Here is a 17280-nt window from a genome sequence, read left to right as displayed (position 1 = left end):
AAAATGGATTGTGTTATCACAATTTGTTTAACTTTTTTTAATCACTTGTTTGTGGAACTAACGAAGTATTTATATATTGATCAAAAAATTGAATTAAATTTTCAAAAGCTACTTCAAAATCTGGTCCGATAGTGGAAATTTGAAAGATATGCTTCTCCTTCAAGTATACACTTTCATCATGTAAAAAGAATCCGTTTAATTTAGCATCATCACTAAAGTTTTGAAGAGAATGCGGAAAAACAAAGGACATAATGGTCGGATAATTTGAAGAAACACATATTTTATAACGAGATATACTGGAATCCTCTACACTATCTAAGCGACTCTTCAATATTTTATATCGTTCTGGATATTCCTTTAATGCCTCCACTGTATTAGATACGAGGAATGCTGGAATTGTAAATGGGATTGGATGATAAAAATAATGTGCTAAATTTAAATAAAGTGGCGCATCGTTAGTTTGTGGTACCTGATTTAAAAATACAAAGGAAAGGCCACTTAATGCACCGAGTGCTTTCCCACTTACAGCAGATGCCATATAGAGACCTCTCATTGAGAAAGCTAAAGCGCCAAATGTACTAATACAATCTACACAAACCTTTACTTGGTATTGTTCCGCTAACCTCGTGATTGCTTGGAGATTATTGCATTCACCTGTTGATGTCTCACCATGTACAAGGGCTATCCACCGATACTCACCTGTTTTAAACCTTTCTTCAATTTCCGCTAGTTGAAATGTCTCACCCCATTGATATAAACAACTATGAAATTGTAAATCCCAGTGTCTTGCTTGCCTGATGAGACGTTCTCCAAATTCCCCATTTGAAAGAATGATTCCCTTTTGCTGTTGGAAGTCAGCTTTCATTTGTCCAAGCATTGCATCGTTTGCTAATGTTCCTGAACCAACAATTGTTGTAACAAATTTCGCTTGTGCTTCTTGTAAAAGCCGATCCAATAATTCTTGATAAAGATTCTTAAAATTCCCCGACCTATGAGACAAGCTAGTGTTGGTCAAAGAGCTTGTTTGTAAAACTGGACCTGGATAAAAATAATGTTGTTTCAAACGAATTTTTTCAGCCATTTGAGCACAATTTTTTCGAGTTAAAATCATAGGTATAAATTTCGCTTGTGATGTTCCGACTTCAGAACCAAAAGATGTAAAACCTAAGTGCTTATAAAGCTTCTCTTCCTTTGTAAAACCTGAAATTATAGCTCCAGAATAATTTCTTTCATATACGTACGTATAAATAGCTTTTGCTAACTGTCTGAATACACGGCCGTTCCTAAATTGTTTTTTCACTGCTAATAAGCGAATTTCACAAAGCTTTTCGCAGTCACTGCTATCTAAATAATCTTCCACATTCCCTATTTTCTCATCTAATGAAAAGGGACGTTGATCGCGAAAAGCGAGCATACCTACAATATCGTTATTTCGATATACTAATATATATGTATTTTCATTATGAAATCGATCTTGTAATTTCCCATCATTATTTGGCGAATGTTGAGAGATTTCTTCAACAAAAGTTTGATAATTAAACCGAGCAATTTCATCGAATTCTTTATCTGTTCTTGCTATTTTGCAATAATACATGATTAACTCACTCTTTCCCTAAGGTTTTTGCGGTGCTTATATGTAATGAGCAAAAAGCTCAACAATAACGGTGTATAGACAGGTATATGGAAGGTGAGAATAACCAAACTGCAAGCCACAAAACCAAAAATCATGCCCCTTGTAAGGTTTTTGAAAAGTGGCAGAGCGATAGCAGTAGAAGTAGCCAATATCATTAAAAGCAGTGGATTCAATACGGCCACACCACCAATCAATGCTGCTACCCCTTTCCCACCTTTAAAATGGAGCCAAACTGGAAAAAGATGCCCTAGAATACATAGACATACACCACAAGCAATTACAAACTCATCAAGCATGAGTATATGACCTATCATGGCTGTTACAGCCGCTTTAGCTGCATCTCCTATAAAAGTGTAAAGGAACGCAAGCTTCCCCAATGTTCTACCAGCATTCCTTGCTCCTAAATTACCGCTGTTTAGATTAGCAAGAGATACACCATACCATTTGCCGATAAACCATGCTGCCATGATACTTCCTATTAAATAAGAACTCAAAAGATAGAAAAGTATTATCATTTAATTCAGCAATTCCAATTATAAGGATAGTTGCTTTTTCACCTGCCTTCTAGGTTCTTTTTATATTTATTCGCTATTAGTACCCTAAACCCTTGCTTTTACAATAAAACTTTCGCAAATTTTTTCTTTTCGCATATGTTGTATATGAGAATGAAAGAGAAGGTGGGGGTTATTTGTTTATTTATGTTGTAAAAACTGGAGAATCTATTTTTTCTATCTCCAGAAAATATCAAGTAACCATGGATAGTATAAGAACTATCAATGGATTATCGAGTGATACAATCGTTCCGGGCCAAGATTTATTGATTCCAACAGACCAGTATGTAGTCCAACCTGGAGATTCACTTTTTACAATTTCTCAAATGGCGATGGTCTCAGCTGATCGAATAAAAGCTTATAATGGACTTCAGTCTAATGAACTATCTGTCGGGCAAACATTGTATCTACCTCCAAGAGAAAAATACAGCGCCTATAGTTTTGGCTATATTACTGTTTCCACTCCTGAAAGTAATCAATTAATTACACAAACATATGCTCCACTGAACACCTATTATGGCATTTTCGAACACCACGTTCTAGCGGATGGCAGCTTGAGCGAGCTGAACGATCAAGGCATCGTTAATATGTCCCTGGACAATTTTGTTGCACCTATAGCAGTGGTTACAAACCTGACAAGCACAGGATTTGATCCCGAATTGACCGTCACTATATTATCAAATGCCACAGTTAGACAGCGTTTGATTACAAATATTTATAACCTACTCCGAAACAAAAATTATTCAGGCGTCAATATAGATTTTGAACAAATCCCTGCTTCACAGCGTGATAACTTTACAACTTTTTTAAGAGAACTTCGCACTCGCATTCAACCAGGAGGGTTTTCACTATCTGTTGCTTTACCGTTTAAAACAGAAGAAAACGATCCGCCTTGGAGAAGAGGATATGATTATAGGGGAATTGGAGCAGCTGTTGATTTTGTATTCTTGATGGCTTACGACTGGCATGAGCTTGGTAGTGATCCTGGTCCTGTAGCTCCTATTCAAGAAGTAAGAAAAACGGTAAATTATGCGATTCAAACAATCGGGGCAAGAAAAATTCTCTTAGGCGTCCCTAGATATGGGTATGATTGGACTGTTGCAAACGGCCAAGTAGTCAGTGCAAAAGCTGTATCAGTGGCTGAGGCAATCAAAACGGCTATGCGACATAATGTACCTATCTCCTACTCAAGAGAGTACCAGCAACCGTTCTTTACTTATTGGGATGCAACTGGTGCTGAGCATAGGGTATGGTTTGAAGATGCAAGGGCACTTGCTCAAAAACTACAAATGATTGTTGACAAACGATTAAGAGGAATTGGATCATGGCATCTTGGCTTGCCATTTACACAATCAGCCGTATTATTTAATGAATTCTTCCGCATACGAAGAATTTTATAAAGAAAAAAGCAGGGAATCATTTCCCTGCTTTTTCTATCTCGATTTTTTCATTAACTATGAAGGGAAATTCTGAATAATATCATTTATAACCGCAATACTTTCAATAATTAAAATAACAAGTACAGCGGCCAAAAAAATAACTAACATTCTATTTTGCTTGTTGAGCAAAATGAGAATCAGTATGATAATAATCAGCACGACAAGCAAGAGTAAATACATATTCCCCCTCCCTCAAAATTAGAATAAAAACCTACTACTCTAACTATCATATGAAGGATATATAATTCTTGTTGATTATTTTTAAGACTTTAACCTTTATTATTGAGTGAAAAATTGGATACCGAATTCTGCTAAATTCTGTATCCAATCAGATTTTATTTTATCAAAGAAAGAATTAGAGATTTAGTCCTCTTTTTTTATAAACGGCCACCAGTTAGCTTTCCCAAATGTTTTAGCAAGCACTGGAATAAACAACGGTAAAATCACTAGTGCATACAACACTAGGCCAATTAAAATAACCGTTGCTATTTCTAACAATGATAGAACACCTGCTGGCATCATAGCAGCAAACGTACCTCCAAGAATAACGGCCGCTGAGATGATGACAGTGCCCATTTTGCGCATGGACTCTAGCATTGCTTCACCCACCGATCGATCTTTGTATTCATTGAATCTGTCCATTAAGAAGATACTGTAATCAATGCCGAGCGCGATTAAAATTACAAATGCGAAGAATGGGACTGCCCAGCTAATACCGTCATAGCCAAGCAAATTCACGAATATAGATTCTGTAATAGCCATTGAAGTATAGTAAGTTAGGATTAATGAAGCAATCAAATAGAGCGGCATAATAATCGATCTTAGTAATAAAAGAAGGATTAATGCAATACCAGAAAGCATAAGAATGACCGTCCTAGTATAGTCCGCATCTGACATTTTGCCCATATCGTTATAGGTGCTTGTAATTCCTCCTACTGCAACTTTAGCATTTTCAAGCTTCGTATCTTTTGTAGCATTGGCGACTGCTTTTTTTATAGGATCAATTTGCGCAATCGCTTCGTTTGAATAAGGATTTTCTTTAAAGACAACATCCAATGTCATAGTTTTGCGGTCTTTTGACATATAGGCATTAAGAGATGGTTCAAACTCTTTACTGTGAATCGTTTCTTCTGGTATATACACGCCTGCCATATCATCTGGCGATGAAGCTAATCCATCTAAATAACCTTGAGCCCCTTTGAGCCCTTTATGGACTTTATTTAATCCAGTAGCACTTTTATTTAGACCATCTGTCAATTGACTCATCTGTCCGCCTAAATTTGAAAATCCATTTAATAATTGTTGTTGGCCATTTTTCAAATTAGAAAGCCCACCTTCAAAAGTAGACATATTTCCAACAATTTGGTTTTGACCATTTGCAGCTTGGTTTAAACCACTTTGTAGTGAACTTACTGCTTGGATAAGCTTTCCAAGCCCCTCCGCCATTTGCTTTTGACCATTTGCCATTGGTTCTAAATTAGCATTAGCTTGATTTAGCCCAGTTTGTACTTGCCCCAAGCTGCCGGTTAATTTTCCAAGACTTCCGGCTATTGCTGTCGTACTCTGTTGTACAGTAGACACTGTTTGTTTTATTGTAAGGTAATCTTTATTTTGATTTAAATCTGGTTTTTCCTTTTCTAAATTAGTAAATGATGGGTTTAATGCTCCCATAGTTTGTGCTAGTTTAGAAAGATTGTTCCCTATTGCTTGGTAGCCTTCTTTCAATTTTGATAAACTCTGTGCACTTTGTTGATAGCCCGTTAGAAGCTTTTTACTCCCATCAGACATAGCAACCAAATTATTTTTGATATCCCCAAGCCCTTTATTAATCTCGCCTGCACCCATTGATCCGTCTCGGATGCCCTTCTCAATCTTTGTTAAACCTGTTTGAACTTGACCCATACCATTTTTTAATTGGTCTGTACCATTGATAAGACCATCAATACCATCTGTGGCTTTTTTCAATTGTGGACCAGACTTTGATAACTCTCCACCTGCAGATTTCAAGCCGTCGCTGATTTTTTTGATGCCTTCGTTGCTTTTCCCCACGCCCTCCTTCAAACCTTCAGCTTGGTTTGCAACTGCTAAATCTTTTATTTTTTCTCCTGTCGGACGTGTAACAGATCGAACAAAGTCAACATCATCATTTTTAGCTACTTCTTTACTGATTTTTTCTGCTAATCCCAAATACTCCGCAGAATCCATTGCTTCGTCATTTTTAATAACAATTTGAGTTGGCATAGATTGGCCTGGTCCAAAGCTATCTGCAATAATATCAAATGCTTTAATTGAAGGCACATCATCACCTGCTTCATTCAGCGAATTATAAGAGAGATCGCCATCATAAGCTACTAAAAACGGTATAGATACGGCTCCTACTATTAATAGAGCAATTAACGGTCGTGTTAATGCAAAGCGCCCGACAATCCCCCAAAATTTACTATCTTTGTGTTCAAGTTTTCCTTTTGATGGCCAGAAAATCTTTTTTCCCATAACCGCCATAAAGAATGGGACGACTGTAACGAGGGCAAGCAAAAGAATAGCTACTCCAATAGCAACAGCAGCTGCAGATTGATACAGCTTGAATGTTGATAGCCCAATTGCTGCAAAACCTATCATTACGGCAAGGCCACTAAAGAACACCGTCTTTCCTGCAGTTTTATACGTGGCAACTATTGCCTCTGCAACGCTTTCTTTTTCCGCAAGTTCTTCTTTAAAACGGCTAAAAAGCAAAATACAGTAATCCGTTCCGATACCAAACAAAACTGCTACAAGGAAAATTTGTGTATATTGAGAAATTGGGAAATCCCATTTATCAACAAGGAATGAAACGATAGATTGAGATACTAAATAACTAAATCCTACTGTAATAAGCGGTATTAATGGTGTAATGATAGATCTGAACACTAATAACAATACAGCTAGAATAAATACAACTGTGATGCCCTCTGTTTTCTTTAAGCCTTCTTGCGAATTTGTATTAAGGTCTTCATCGATCATCCAGCTGCTCGTATAGTAATGTTCTATTTTCACACTCTTTAGTTCTTTATAGAGTGCTTTCATTACCTTTTGAGGATTGCGGTCACCAACTTCCATCGACAGTGAAGCCATTATTGTTTTCCCATCTTTTGAAACGAGTTGATCTTTTAAAGCTTTTTCATCAAAATGAGTAGTTATATCAGTAATACCCAGTTGTTTTTTATCCTTTTCTAACTTCTGAATGGCTTGTTTTACTTCTTTTGTGTCCTCTGTGGACAATTTTTTCTTATTATGAAATACAAGTGCTACTTGTGATTTATCATTGTCTTGCATATCATCTAACATACGCTTTGCCATGGAAGAAGAATAACTGCCCGGAACATCAATGCTACCTTTCTCTTTTACAAGATTGGCCATATTCGGTGCTGTCATCATTAATACAGCTGCAATTGCTATCCATGCAATAATAACAAACCATCTTGCTTTTATGATTGCCTTCATTCTTTTTCACCTTCTTTATTATTCATATTGATTAAAATATGGGAAAGCTTTTCATATGTATGCATAAAGCTCTCAATTTCTTTCCTATCAAACTTTGTAATGAAATGCTTGACTAGCTGATGAATTTTTTCTTCTGTTTCAAGGTAGAGCTCCTTGCCTTTTTCTGTTAGAGATAAATATACCACTCTCCGATCATTCTCATCTCGAGTTCTCTCAATTAGCCCCTTATCCGTCAAGCGCGTAATAATTGCCGTAATGGCACTTTTATTGACATGAAAAGCTTCTGCTAGATCTGTTGATGTACAGCGGTCATGCTGAAATATAAATCTAAGCGTATAATGCTGGTCATTCGTCAATTCTTTACTTAGCTGGTCTTTTACAAGTGACTCACCCATTCGATTCACTTGGAAAGAAGTTTTGATATATTGGTCAATAAGCTCTTGGATATTGTCATAAGCCAATCTGTTCACCTCGCTATTTAGTTCAACAATTTAACTATTCATCTGTTAAACTATAAAAAGAAACAATTATTTTGTCAATTGTTTTTCAAATTATTACAACCTTGAACACAGCAAAAAAACGGCAAGCCGAATTTGGCATTGCCGTTTTTTAATGGAATTTTAAATACAGTCCAACTATAGAGTATATAATAACCGTTGAAAATAGGACCGTCATATGAAGAAGTGAATAAACAAATAGTAAAGTTGCCCACTTTTTAGGATCTTTTTTATGGTAACCATAAATATTCATAACAAGCCAAGCTATGCTTAGCAATAAAGCTACTAGCATTAAACCCTTGCTTAGAGTTCCAAGCAAAAAGCAGCTTGCTGTGAGAAGAATTAAATAAATATTTGTTGTTATATATGTGCGTTTCATACCTTTCGCTACAGGAAGCATAGGAACCCCAGCAGCACTGTAATCGTCTTGTTTACGAATTGCAATTGCATAGAAGTGCGGCATTTGCCAAATTAAAGTGATTACAAATAAACCAAGAATAGCCGGATGCATAATGTTTGGATGGATTGCTGCCCAACCAATTAACGGAGGCATAGCTCCAGAGATGCTACCGACTTCTGTATTATAGACTGTATAGCGTTTCGTCCAAATAGTATAAGGGAATACATAAAAGAAAATTCCCGTAAAGCCTAACAATGCTGCAAGCGGTGTCGCTAAATAAAGCGCGAGCAACCCAACAATCGTTGATCCAATAGCAATAAACCACACTGTACCGATTCTAATATCTCCAGTCACTGTTGGCCGTTTTTGGGTGCGTTGCATAATAGCATCTATATCCCTATCGTAGATATTGTTAAAGGCCCCTGCAGCAGCAATAACTAAAGCAGAGCCAATGATTGCTGAAACTATACGAAGCCAATGATCAAATGGATTAATTTTATACGTATATAGTGCGAGTGTTAAACCGGCAACCATTGGAATTAAATTCGACTTAATAATCCCTGTTTTTACTGTCTGCGCTAAAATTTGCATGAAAGAAGGAGGCGTTTCTGCTTCTCTCTGTTTATATTTATGTTTGCTCCCCATTATTCTATTTTCATTCCTTTACTAACTAAAATAAACTATATATAAGAATAGTAATGACAACAATACTTTTATTGTAACAAAATTCGCCTTTGATATATATCTTTTTATTTTAATTCACAAGAATGCCATGAATCTATTTCAAACTTGATTATATTTCTTTTGTCTGGAATACTCAGTAGCAAAAAAACGCTTTAAATTATTTAAAAATTCTGTTACCTTATTGATGAAGATATAATTGTGATTAAGGGGGCATTCATAATGCAATGGATAAAGTTAGATTCCTCAAAATTAGAAGCAGTTGGATATGACGAGAGCGCAATGATTTTACGGATTCAATTCATAAAAGATGGTATCTTTGAATATTATGGCGTTCCACCATTCGTTCATAAAGACTTAGTTGAAACTAATCACCCTGAAAGAATTTTTAAACAATACATTAAAGATAAGTATCGTTACGTTCGACTTCAAAGCCAATCCTAATCATTCACCCAAGCAAGTTCCACCCGCTCTACATAAGATAAAGAACAGTCAGCGGGATGTGGATGTAGTTGGTGGTGCATTATTTAGAATACTAAATGCATTTTAGCCTGAATACTTACACATTTACCCAATGAGTGTAAAGCGAGATGCATATTATATTAATACCTTTTCAAAAGGAGGTGCATAAATATGGGCTTTACATTACTAGTTGTTCTATTCATCTTGTTAATTATTGTCGGAGCATCTTACATGGGTTACGGTTACGGCGGCGGTGGAGCTTGTTAATTATTCCAAAGTCATCCACAAAAATAGTAGTGTAGTCGTTTAACTGCGCTCAAACTAAACACATATAAAGTTAATATGGCACTCTAAATAGGGAGGAGAGCGATAAACGCTCTCCTTTTTATTTGTTCTTTCAACCTGTAATTTTTAAAAGGGGTGTAACGAAAAAAGTGCTATAAAACATCTATAAAGTTATGTATGATAAAGAGAATATAATAAAAGGGGTGATTCGTTGAACAGTTCAGTAGAGAATGTCCAATATGAGCATGTAAAACATCCTTTCCTGCAAGGTATACGAGACTGCATTCCTACACTGTTAGGATACATAAGTATTGGGGTGGCATTTGGCATTGTGGGCTCATCATCACAATTAAACATGATAGAAATTGCTTTATTGACCATATTGGTCTATGCAGGTTCAGCACAATTTATCTTTTGTGCGCTTGTTCTTAGCGGGACTCCACCTCTTGTGATTATTTTCACGATTTTCATTGTAAACCTTCGACACTTTCTTATGAGTCTTTCTGTTGCGCCCTATTTCACGAAATACAGCTACCTGCGCAACATTGGTTTTGGCTCATTGTTGACTGATGAGACTTTTGGCGTCGCAATCACCAAGTTAATGCAGACAAAAGAAATGAGTGGAAGATGGCTGGATGGGCTTAATATTACCGCTTATGCAGCTTGGATTGTATCATGTCTTGGAGGTGCACTGCTTGGCAAATGGATTACAGCGCCTGAAAAGTGGGGGCTTGATTTTGCTTTAATAGCAATGTTTGTAGCGCTTCTCGTATTGCAATTGCAAAGCGCTGGAAAAACAAGGCTCGCAAAAAACTTATGTTTAATCGGAACTGTTGCAATTCTTATGTATGTTTTTTCCTATTTTATGCCATTACATTTGGCTGTTATACTTTCAACAATCTTCGCAGCTACTATTGGGGTGGTGATGGATCGATGAGTATGAATATAATGATATGGACAATTATTGGCTGTGCAATTGTTACATGGCTCCCAAGAATTATTCCATTTCTTTTTGTAAAACACGTAAAGCTTCCGGCCATAGTAATGAAATGGCTCTCTTTCATTCCAATATGTATTTTAAGCGCGTTAGTTGTAGAAAATTTGCTTGTTTCTGGTGAAGGAATAACTTCTCTTAACTGGTCTGTTGTAATTGCTTTTATTCCAACGCTTCTCTTGGCAATATGGACAAAGAGTTTATCTGTAACTGTATTAGGTGGGGTTATATCTATGGCAATTATACGAATATATCTGCCAATCTGAGTGTTTATTTTAGTCAAAGGTACACATTATATGATATTATTGAAACATAATGTTTTAACTAGATAAAATAAAAGTACATAAGGAGTCTTTAGGTATTCAATTATTCGAATCTTTAAACTTCTTTTTGTTAAGGGGGCAGATTATTGGAGTTACTACTTCAATTAGTAATTATTATACTCGCAACAAAAATAGCGGGAGCCATTGCTGTTCGATTTGGACAACCAAGTGTGCTCGGTGAAATAATTGTGGGGATTATTATCGGACCTGCAGTTTTGGGATTGATAGGCAATATCAATGATAATGAATTATTACATACCTTTAGTGAACTTGGTGTTATATTTTTAATGTTCTTCGCTGGCGTTGAAACAAATATTAAAGATTTAACCTCTAACACAAAATCCGCATTAACAGTTGCAGTTTTCGGAGTAGTGCTGCCACTTGTGGGCGGCTATTTAATCGGTGAAAGCTTTGGCATGGATCCTACACATTCATTATTTTTAGGTATTGTGTTGACAGCTACTTCGGTTAGTATCTCCGTACAGACTTTCCGTGAGCTCAATCAATTAAAAACACGAGAAAGTGCTACAGTGTTAGGCGCAGCTATTGCTGATGATATACTTGGCCTGATTTTACTGGCAATCGTTATCAGTATTACTGTCGGGGGAGATGTATCGATCCCAACAGTGTTATTGAAGCAAGTAATTTTCTTTGCGGTCATTATTCTTGCGAATTGGAAAGTTGTTCCTGCCATTTCTAAAATTGTAGCAAAATTTAAATCTACAGATATTTCGCTAGTTTTTGCAGTCGTACTTTGTTTTGCTTATTCATATTTCGCCGATTTCATGGGTATAAGTAATATTATCGGTGCATTCTTTGCAGGTCTTTCTCTCGCAGCAGACAAATCTCGGATCGAATTTGAAGAAAAGCTTTTACCAACAGTAGGTGTTTTATTTATTCCCGTTTTCTTTGCAGGCATAGGTCTTGCCGTTACCTTTAAAGGAATTGGCGAGCATATTGGGCTGATTGTTATTCTATGTGTTGTTGCTGTTCTAACGAAAATTGTGGGTGCAGGCATTGGCGCACGAATTACAGGTTTTAAAACAATATCAGCAATTTTAATTGGGATTGCCATGGTTTCTCGAGGAGAAGTCGCGTTAATCACATCTGGTATTGGTTTAGAAAAAGGGTTATTTACTCAAGAATACTACACACCACTGATTATTGCGGTTGTCTTTACTACTGTTGTAACACCGCCTTTATTAAAATGGATTATTTCCATTAAAGAAAAAAGAACTTCAGTTTAAAACCATTATAAAATGCTAAAACCCAAGAATAACTATATTCTTGGGTTTTCTATCATTATTAAGCTGAAAATACTAGGTAAAGAAGCGTATGAGATGTTTAAAATTGAATATCTGATGCATGTTCTTTTAAATAAAATTCCACTAATCTTTTAAGATCTTTATGTTTGATCTTTACATACTCTTCCCCATCAATTTCTTCAATGGGTAGTTCTGAGATCGCCTCTTCCATCGTTTTGCAGAAATATGCTGTGCCGTCTACCATAAATGTCCATTTCTCTTGCAAAAGACCCACTCCTTCTATGCTCCTGAAGCTTATTATATAATCTCTTTGGAGCCAGGTCAAAAACTTAGTGGAGCTCTAATAGTCTCATTTGATCAAAGTTGATAAAGCAACTCGCCAGTAGCTGGTATTGGTCAATCAAAACAATTCTTGGATTCTCCCTTTTGATGGTATGTAAGTAGTTTTTGGTTGCAAGAGTTAATCCTTCAAAAAACAAATCATATTGGCACAAGTGTTTTTCTATCTCTTCTTCGCCACTATATTTTACGATATAAATTGTTTGATCCGATTGTGAAATACTATAAGAAATGGTAGTACCAATAGATTCGACCATCTGTGTTTCTTTTGTCTTCACAAGATTGATCAATGCTTCGCCTAGTTTAAGTAGAAAAGTGCCATGTACTGCTGATTGAAATACTGCATCTGTTGTATCCTCCTCATTAAAATAAATGATGATATTTTCATAGAAGAAATCTGCATAATAGGGTGTTTTTAAAAGCTCGAGATTACCGGGTACAAATTGAATTTCCACTAATTATCAACTCCATATTTTCTATTATATGCATATTTTTTCTCCACTCAATACCATTTTATCTTAATTCAATTAGAAAAGCCGCCTGAATGTTTCATTCAAGCGGCTTCTTTTTTAAAATGGATATTCTCGCGGTTTTGTTTGAACAGAAACCCATTTTTGATAAGTAAATTCTTCCACAACACTTGGATTACCGAATCGACCTACACCACTGTCACGCATACCTCCAAATGGCACTGTTGGTTCGTCGTTGACAGGTTGATCATTGACATGAGTCATACCAAATTCCAAATATAATGCATAATCTGTTGCTTTTTCTATATTACTGCTGAATATAGAAGAGCTTAGTCCATATCGTGTGTCATTTGCCATCTCAATAGCCTCTTCATCGCTATCAGCTTTGATAATTGGAGCAATAGGAGCAAATAATTCTGTTTGTGCGAGTTCACTGTCATTTTTAACATGTCCGAAAATAGTTGGTGTTAACACGTTCCCTATTCTTTCACCTTTTAGCAATACTTCAGTACCTGCATCAATCGCCTTTTGGATATTATCAACACCTTTTTTTACTTGACCTTCGTTAATTAACGGTCCAATGATTGTTTTAGGATCACTCGGATCTCCATAAGGAATATTTTTAACTCTTTCAACGAATTTCTCTACAAACTCATCATACAAATCTTTGTGAACAATAATGCGGTTGGTAATCATACAAATCTGGCCCGAATGTAGGAACTTCCCAAATGCTGCCGCTTTTACTGCTTGGTCAATATCTGCGTCCTTTAATACAACAAATGGTCCGTTTCCTCCTAATTCTAGAGCAACACCTTTCAAAAGACCACCTGCAATAGAGCCAATCCGTTTGCCGACTTCTGTAGAACCAGTAAAACTAATTAGTGCTACATTTTTGTTTTCGATCATTGTATCGCCAATCGTAGAGGATTTCGTCAAAATTGATTGGAAAACACCAGCTGGCATTCCCGCTGCTTCGAATGCTTTAGCAATCAATGAACCTGAGCAAAGCCCCACCTGCAAGTCTGCTTTATGAACGACCGCATTACCCAGCGCAAGCGCTGGAGCAATCGTACGCATCGATAAATACATTGGAAAGTTAAAAGGAGCAATGGATGAAATGACGCCAAGCGGTAAACGATAAGAATAATTGACCTTATTCTCAATAATGGAAGGCGTTTCAGTAACTTGTCCTAATTTATCAACCATTTTTAATGATTCTTCCATTACGGCGACCGTATTATTATATTCAATATTACTCTTTAAAACACTGCTTCCTGACTCAATAACTAAAAGATCTATTATATCATCCTTATTATCTTTGTAATATTGGATTGCTTTTTCCATGACATCACGACGCTTTTGTGAATCTTTTGCCCACTCTTTTTGCGCTTTTTTAGCATTGTCAAAGGCTACTTCAACTTGGTTTTTTGATGCCAGTTTGACGGTGGTTAATACATCATTGTTGTATGGATTTTCTATATCGAAAGTATTGTTTTCTTTCCCTTCTTCCCATTGACCGTTTAAAAAGCTCTTATTAAGTTCAGTATATTTATTCATAGTTGTATAACTCCTTTTTATAGTCTCTCCATCGATTGTAGTATGTGATATATAAAGGATGTAATACTACAATACAACTAGACGAGTAGCTTTTCTTGCTTAACTGTGCTAGTATAAACTTCTATTAATGTAAGAGGACGTGAATTATTTTGATTAAAATTGAAATGCCAAAACCTGATGTAGTGATTCGCCAACGTGAACAAAATCCAAAAGAAGGAGAAGCAATCATCCCTTCAGTCTTTGGGTTTATAGACTTCCATAAGGTTCCTCGTGATAAAGGTGGATTATTGCTATTCTTTAACGATGCCAACGAGCTTTTATTTGTAGGTAAAGCACGCAAAATGCGCCCACGATTAAAAAAACACTTTGAAGATAATGTATCTCCACTAAAAGATCACCGTGATGAAGTGCACAAAATTGAAGCATTCATCATTGATGACCCAATGGAAAGAGAAATCTACGAAACATATGCAATTAATAAGCTTCGCGCGAAGTACAACACGGATAAAGTGTTCTATTAATCATTTGCCTAATAAGGGAAAATATAAACATTTGAAAATCATTTGAAACATATACACCTCCTAGTACGTATTACGTTAAAAGGAGGTGTTTTTGTGAGAAAATGGATAGTTTTTCTTTTTGCCTTTATCGTTCTATACTTTGTCTGCCACTTTACATCTGGTATCCTTCTTACTGCCTGGTATGCGCCTAATTTAACGGAGGCATGGCAAGCAAGCAAATCTTTGCCAAGCAATGTTGTATTTTCAGGTCCTGTATTCTTCCCTACTTTTTTACTTGGGGCGATTGCTGCTGCAGGTGCATTTTTTATAGCAACAAAAGTAAAAAGGAGCGCATAAAATGCAGCTCCTTCTTAATCTGTATTCAATTCTAAAAAAGGTGGTGGTGGTTCTAAAGGCATTCGTATATCCCCATCTTTTAAGGACAAAGCATAAAAAGGATTTTTTACAACAACAAGAGACTGTACTTGGCTTGGTTCTTTTGGTTTCAAGTTTTCATACTCTTGTATAAAAATAGAATAATCTAAGCGTACGCTTTCAATTGCTTTTATATCCTCTACTACTCTATCTCTTTCTTCTATTGTCATCCACATTGAGTTATTTAATAACTCTTCTTTAGCCAGTATAATAACCAATTGCTTTGCTTCTACAATATCATCAAAAGTATTTAATTTCTTAATAGCTTGTTGAATCTTTGTATGAGCTGCAAGTCTTTCATATTCTACAGCTGAAATACTTTTAAGTATCTCTTCTAATTTATTGCGGACCGTTTGGTTGAGCTGAATTAATATTTTGGGAACCAATTCTATCAAAAGCTCTTCTTGACGTAGCACGGACTTGTACTTTCGTTCAAGTAGTTGTTGAGTTTCGTTCAGTTCTTTCGCTTGATTAATAAAATAATGGTCTTCTTCCCGTTTGCCGAATAAAAAAGATAAAATAGATCGTCCATTTATCCTTTTGTATTTTTGATCTAGCATATCAAATTGAACAGTATACTGATATCGCATTTTCCGATAATCTCTTACTTTTTCAAGATAATGTTCCGCCAATTCCTTAAATTTTCTGAAAGTAATGTCTTGTTTAAATAAATCGTGGTGTTTTAATGCTTGCACGAGCTGATAAAGTGTATGAATCTCTTTAAATAGGCAACTTAATGTTTCATATTCTGATATCATCTCAGCGACAAATTGATTTTCTTTATACTGAGTATCTTTTATTTCCTCAATTTCTTCTATAAAACTTGTTAATGTTTGCAATGATGAGTTATAGGGTTCTCTTTCTTCTATAATTTCTAATTCGGCTCGAAATCTTTTGAGCCAATGAGCCAAACGTTGAATAATAAAAGGTATTCGTTTTGAACGATCGCTCGCTGATTGCTCTATTTCTTTATATATCATGTCAATATTGCTATACTGCCACTGATCTTTGTCATTATGAGCGAGTGCTTGATTTGCTTGTAATGCAGATACAGATACCCTTTTTCTTATATAGTTTTCAATCTGTTGGTCTTCTAAAACCGAACCAGTTGGGCTCATAAAGTTAGAAATAAATAACGGCTTTATATGGTTTGAGCTCTTCTTTATTAAGTTTAATTCCACTTCCTGGATCTCACTATTAGCGTTTACAATCCAGAAAATATCCTCTGCCCGCTGTAAAAAGCTCTCTTTTATATAAGCAGTTCTATTCCCTTTAAACTGTACTAGCGTAGCATCCATAATGGTCACAGTCTTTAAGAGCGGATTTTGAATAAATATTTCAATAAAATCCAACCCTTCACGCAATATATTGGCACCTGAGGTATCAATAGAAGTAAATAGCCCCACATGTTCAATGCCAAATGACGCTACTTGTCCATCATAAAAGTGAGCACGTACCTCTTCCTTTTCGGCATATCGAAAAATAGAACTCACTGCTAAATGCGCCTCTTTCAAATGACTTAAAATAGGTCTTTTTAATAAAGTGTTCAAGAGAGTAGTTTTGCCCGTTCCTCTCATGCCAACAAATAGAATGGTCGGATTTTGGACCGCATCATCAATAATATACCCTAATGCTTTTGCTGTATCTTTTATGTATGTATTCTGAGTGAGTAATAGGTGGATTTTTTTTATCTTGCCTATGAATTGGTGGATATCATCAAGGGGTTTTTGAGAAACTCCATGGGTAGGCACATTTACTTTTAATTTACTCACATTTTGTAGGTCTTTATCCACCATTTTTCATCCCCTCGCTCTTTTTCTACATTATATAGTATACATGATATATCAGTAAATTCGACATTATTTTTCGAAATTTGTTTCTAAATATGTTAATTAAATGATAAACAAACCTATTTTTATGATATCTCATTGCTATAACTTTATACTCTTATTAAATCAATAAATTTTTA

General features: G+C 35.8%; 18 protein-coding genes. 8 read left to right on the top strand and 10 right to left on the bottom strand.

The window, feature by feature from the left end:
- Positions 1–37: 37 nt before the first annotated feature.
- Together F0527_RS07020 and F0527_RS07015 are read right to left on the bottom strand one after the other, a co-directional pair.
- Complete coding sequence (locus F0527_RS07020) at positions 38–1594, bottom strand: GNAT family N-acetyltransferase (RefSeq protein ID WP_150284273.1); 1557 nt, start codon at positions 1592–1594, stop codon at positions 38–40.
- Between the two features lie 2 nt (positions 1595–1596).
- Complete coding sequence (locus F0527_RS07015) at positions 1597–2148, bottom strand: glycerol-3-phosphate acyltransferase (protein WP_150284272.1); 552 nt, start codon at positions 2146–2148, stop codon at positions 1597–1599.
- Between the two features lie 173 nt (positions 2149–2321).
- Here F0527_RS07015 and F0527_RS07010 point away from each other — a divergent pair, with 173 nt between their 5' ends.
- Entirely contained in the window at positions 2322–3584 is a 1263-nt protein-coding gene (locus F0527_RS07010; RefSeq protein WP_150284271.1) for a glycosyl hydrolase family 18 protein, read from the top strand.
- A 54-nt stretch (positions 3585–3638) separates the two neighbouring features.
- On the opposite strand, the gene F0527_RS17015 is transcribed toward F0527_RS07010, so the two are convergent.
- From F0527_RS17015 to cyoE, 4 genes are all read right to left on the bottom strand, one after another.
- Entirely contained in the window at positions 3639–3803 is a 165-nt protein-coding gene (locus F0527_RS17015) for a hypothetical protein (protein ID WP_158512568.1), read from the bottom strand.
- 183 nt (positions 3804–3986) lie between these two features.
- Positions 3987–7103, bottom strand: a complete 3117-nt coding sequence (locus tag F0527_RS07005) for an MMPL family transporter (RefSeq protein ID WP_150284270.1) — start codon at positions 7101–7103, stop codon at positions 3987–3989.
- Positions 7100–7564 (bottom strand): MarR family winged helix-turn-helix transcriptional regulator, encoded by a 465-nt coding sequence (locus tag F0527_RS07000; protein WP_066786843.1) that lies wholly within the window; start codon positions 7562–7564, stop codon positions 7100–7102. The genes F0527_RS07005 and F0527_RS07000 overlap by 4 nt, the downstream gene beginning before the upstream one ends.
- A gap of 148 nt (positions 7565–7712) precedes the next feature.
- Positions 7713–8645: a heme o synthase gene (gene cyoE, locus F0527_RS06995; RefSeq protein ID WP_150284269.1), complete on the bottom strand. Its 933-nt coding sequence runs from the start codon at positions 8643–8645 to the stop codon at positions 7713–7715.
- Positions 8646–8903: 258 nt separating this feature from the next.
- On the opposite strand from cyoE, the gene F0527_RS06990 reads away from it, so the two are divergent.
- The 5 genes from F0527_RS06990 (at position 8904) to F0527_RS06970 (ending at position 11992) form a co-directional block, all read left to right on the top strand.
- Positions 8904–9125, top strand: a complete 222-nt coding sequence (locus F0527_RS06990; RefSeq protein WP_150284268.1) for a KTSC domain-containing protein — start codon at positions 8904–8906, stop codon at positions 9123–9125.
- A gap of 189 nt (positions 9126–9314) precedes the next feature.
- Positions 9315–9410: a YjcZ family sporulation protein gene (locus tag F0527_RS06985; RefSeq protein ID WP_084246876.1), complete on the top strand. Its 96-nt coding sequence runs from the start codon at positions 9315–9317 to the stop codon at positions 9408–9410.
- A gap of 229 nt (positions 9411–9639) precedes the next feature.
- Entirely contained in the window at positions 9640–10365 is a 726-nt protein-coding gene (locus F0527_RS06980; protein ID WP_150284267.1) for an AzlC family ABC transporter permease, read from the top strand.
- The gene (locus F0527_RS06975) at positions 10362–10688 is read left to right on the top strand and encodes an AzlD domain-containing protein (RefSeq protein ID WP_066786833.1); all 327 of its coding nucleotides are present in this window, start codon (positions 10362–10364) and stop codon (positions 10686–10688) included. Before F0527_RS06980 ends, F0527_RS06975 begins: the two co-directional genes overlap by 4 nt.
- Before the next feature lie 143 nt (positions 10689–10831).
- Positions 10832–11992, top strand: coding sequence for a cation:proton antiporter (locus F0527_RS06970; RefSeq protein ID WP_150284266.1), 1161 nt, complete (start codon positions 10832–10834; stop codon positions 11990–11992).
- Between the two features lie 97 nt (positions 11993–12089).
- Here the strand turns inward: F0527_RS06970 and F0527_RS06965 are convergent, their stop codons facing one another.
- From F0527_RS06965 to F0527_RS06955, 3 genes are all read right to left on the bottom strand, one after another.
- Positions 12090–12275: a hypothetical protein gene (locus F0527_RS06965; protein WP_066786829.1), complete on the bottom strand. Its 186-nt coding sequence runs from the start codon at positions 12273–12275 to the stop codon at positions 12090–12092.
- A 64-nt stretch (positions 12276–12339) separates the two neighbouring features.
- On the bottom strand, positions 12340–12804 hold the full coding sequence (locus F0527_RS06960; RefSeq protein WP_150284265.1) for a hypothetical protein: 465 nt from the start codon (positions 12802–12804) through the stop codon (positions 12340–12342).
- 114 nt (positions 12805–12918) lie between these two features.
- The gene (locus F0527_RS06955; protein ID WP_150284264.1) at positions 12919–14376 is read right to left on the bottom strand and encodes an aldehyde dehydrogenase family protein; all 1458 of its coding nucleotides are present in this window, start codon (positions 14374–14376) and stop codon (positions 12919–12921) included.
- Between the two features lie 149 nt (positions 14377–14525).
- On the opposite strand from F0527_RS06955, the gene F0527_RS06950 reads away from it, so the two are divergent.
- Positions 14526–14897 carry a nucleotide excision repair endonuclease gene (locus tag F0527_RS06950; protein ID WP_066786822.1) on the top strand — a complete coding sequence of 124 codons (372 nt, stop codon included), beginning with the start codon at positions 14526–14528 and terminating at the stop codon, positions 14895–14897.
- A gap of 93 nt (positions 14898–14990) precedes the next feature.
- On the top strand, positions 14991–15233 hold the full coding sequence (locus tag F0527_RS06945) for a hypothetical protein (RefSeq protein ID WP_150284263.1): 243 nt from the start codon (positions 14991–14993) through the stop codon (positions 15231–15233).
- Positions 15234–15247: 14 nt separating this feature from the next.
- On the opposite strand, the gene F0527_RS06940 is transcribed toward F0527_RS06945, so the two are convergent.
- Positions 15248–17107 carry a dynamin family protein gene (locus F0527_RS06940; protein ID WP_150284262.1) on the bottom strand — a complete coding sequence of 620 codons (1860 nt, stop codon included), beginning with the start codon at positions 17105–17107 and terminating at the stop codon, positions 15248–15250.
- Positions 17108–17280 lie beyond the last annotated feature (173 nt).

It is taken from the genome of Rummeliibacillus sp. TYF-LIM-RU47 (assembly GCF_008638315.1).
Taxonomy (GTDB): domain Bacteria; phylum Bacillota; class Bacilli; order Bacillales_A; family Planococcaceae; genus Rummeliibacillus; species Rummeliibacillus stabekisii.
The sequence above is the reverse complement of the archived record's forward strand: the minus strand, read 5'-3'. Positions and strand labels throughout refer to the sequence as shown.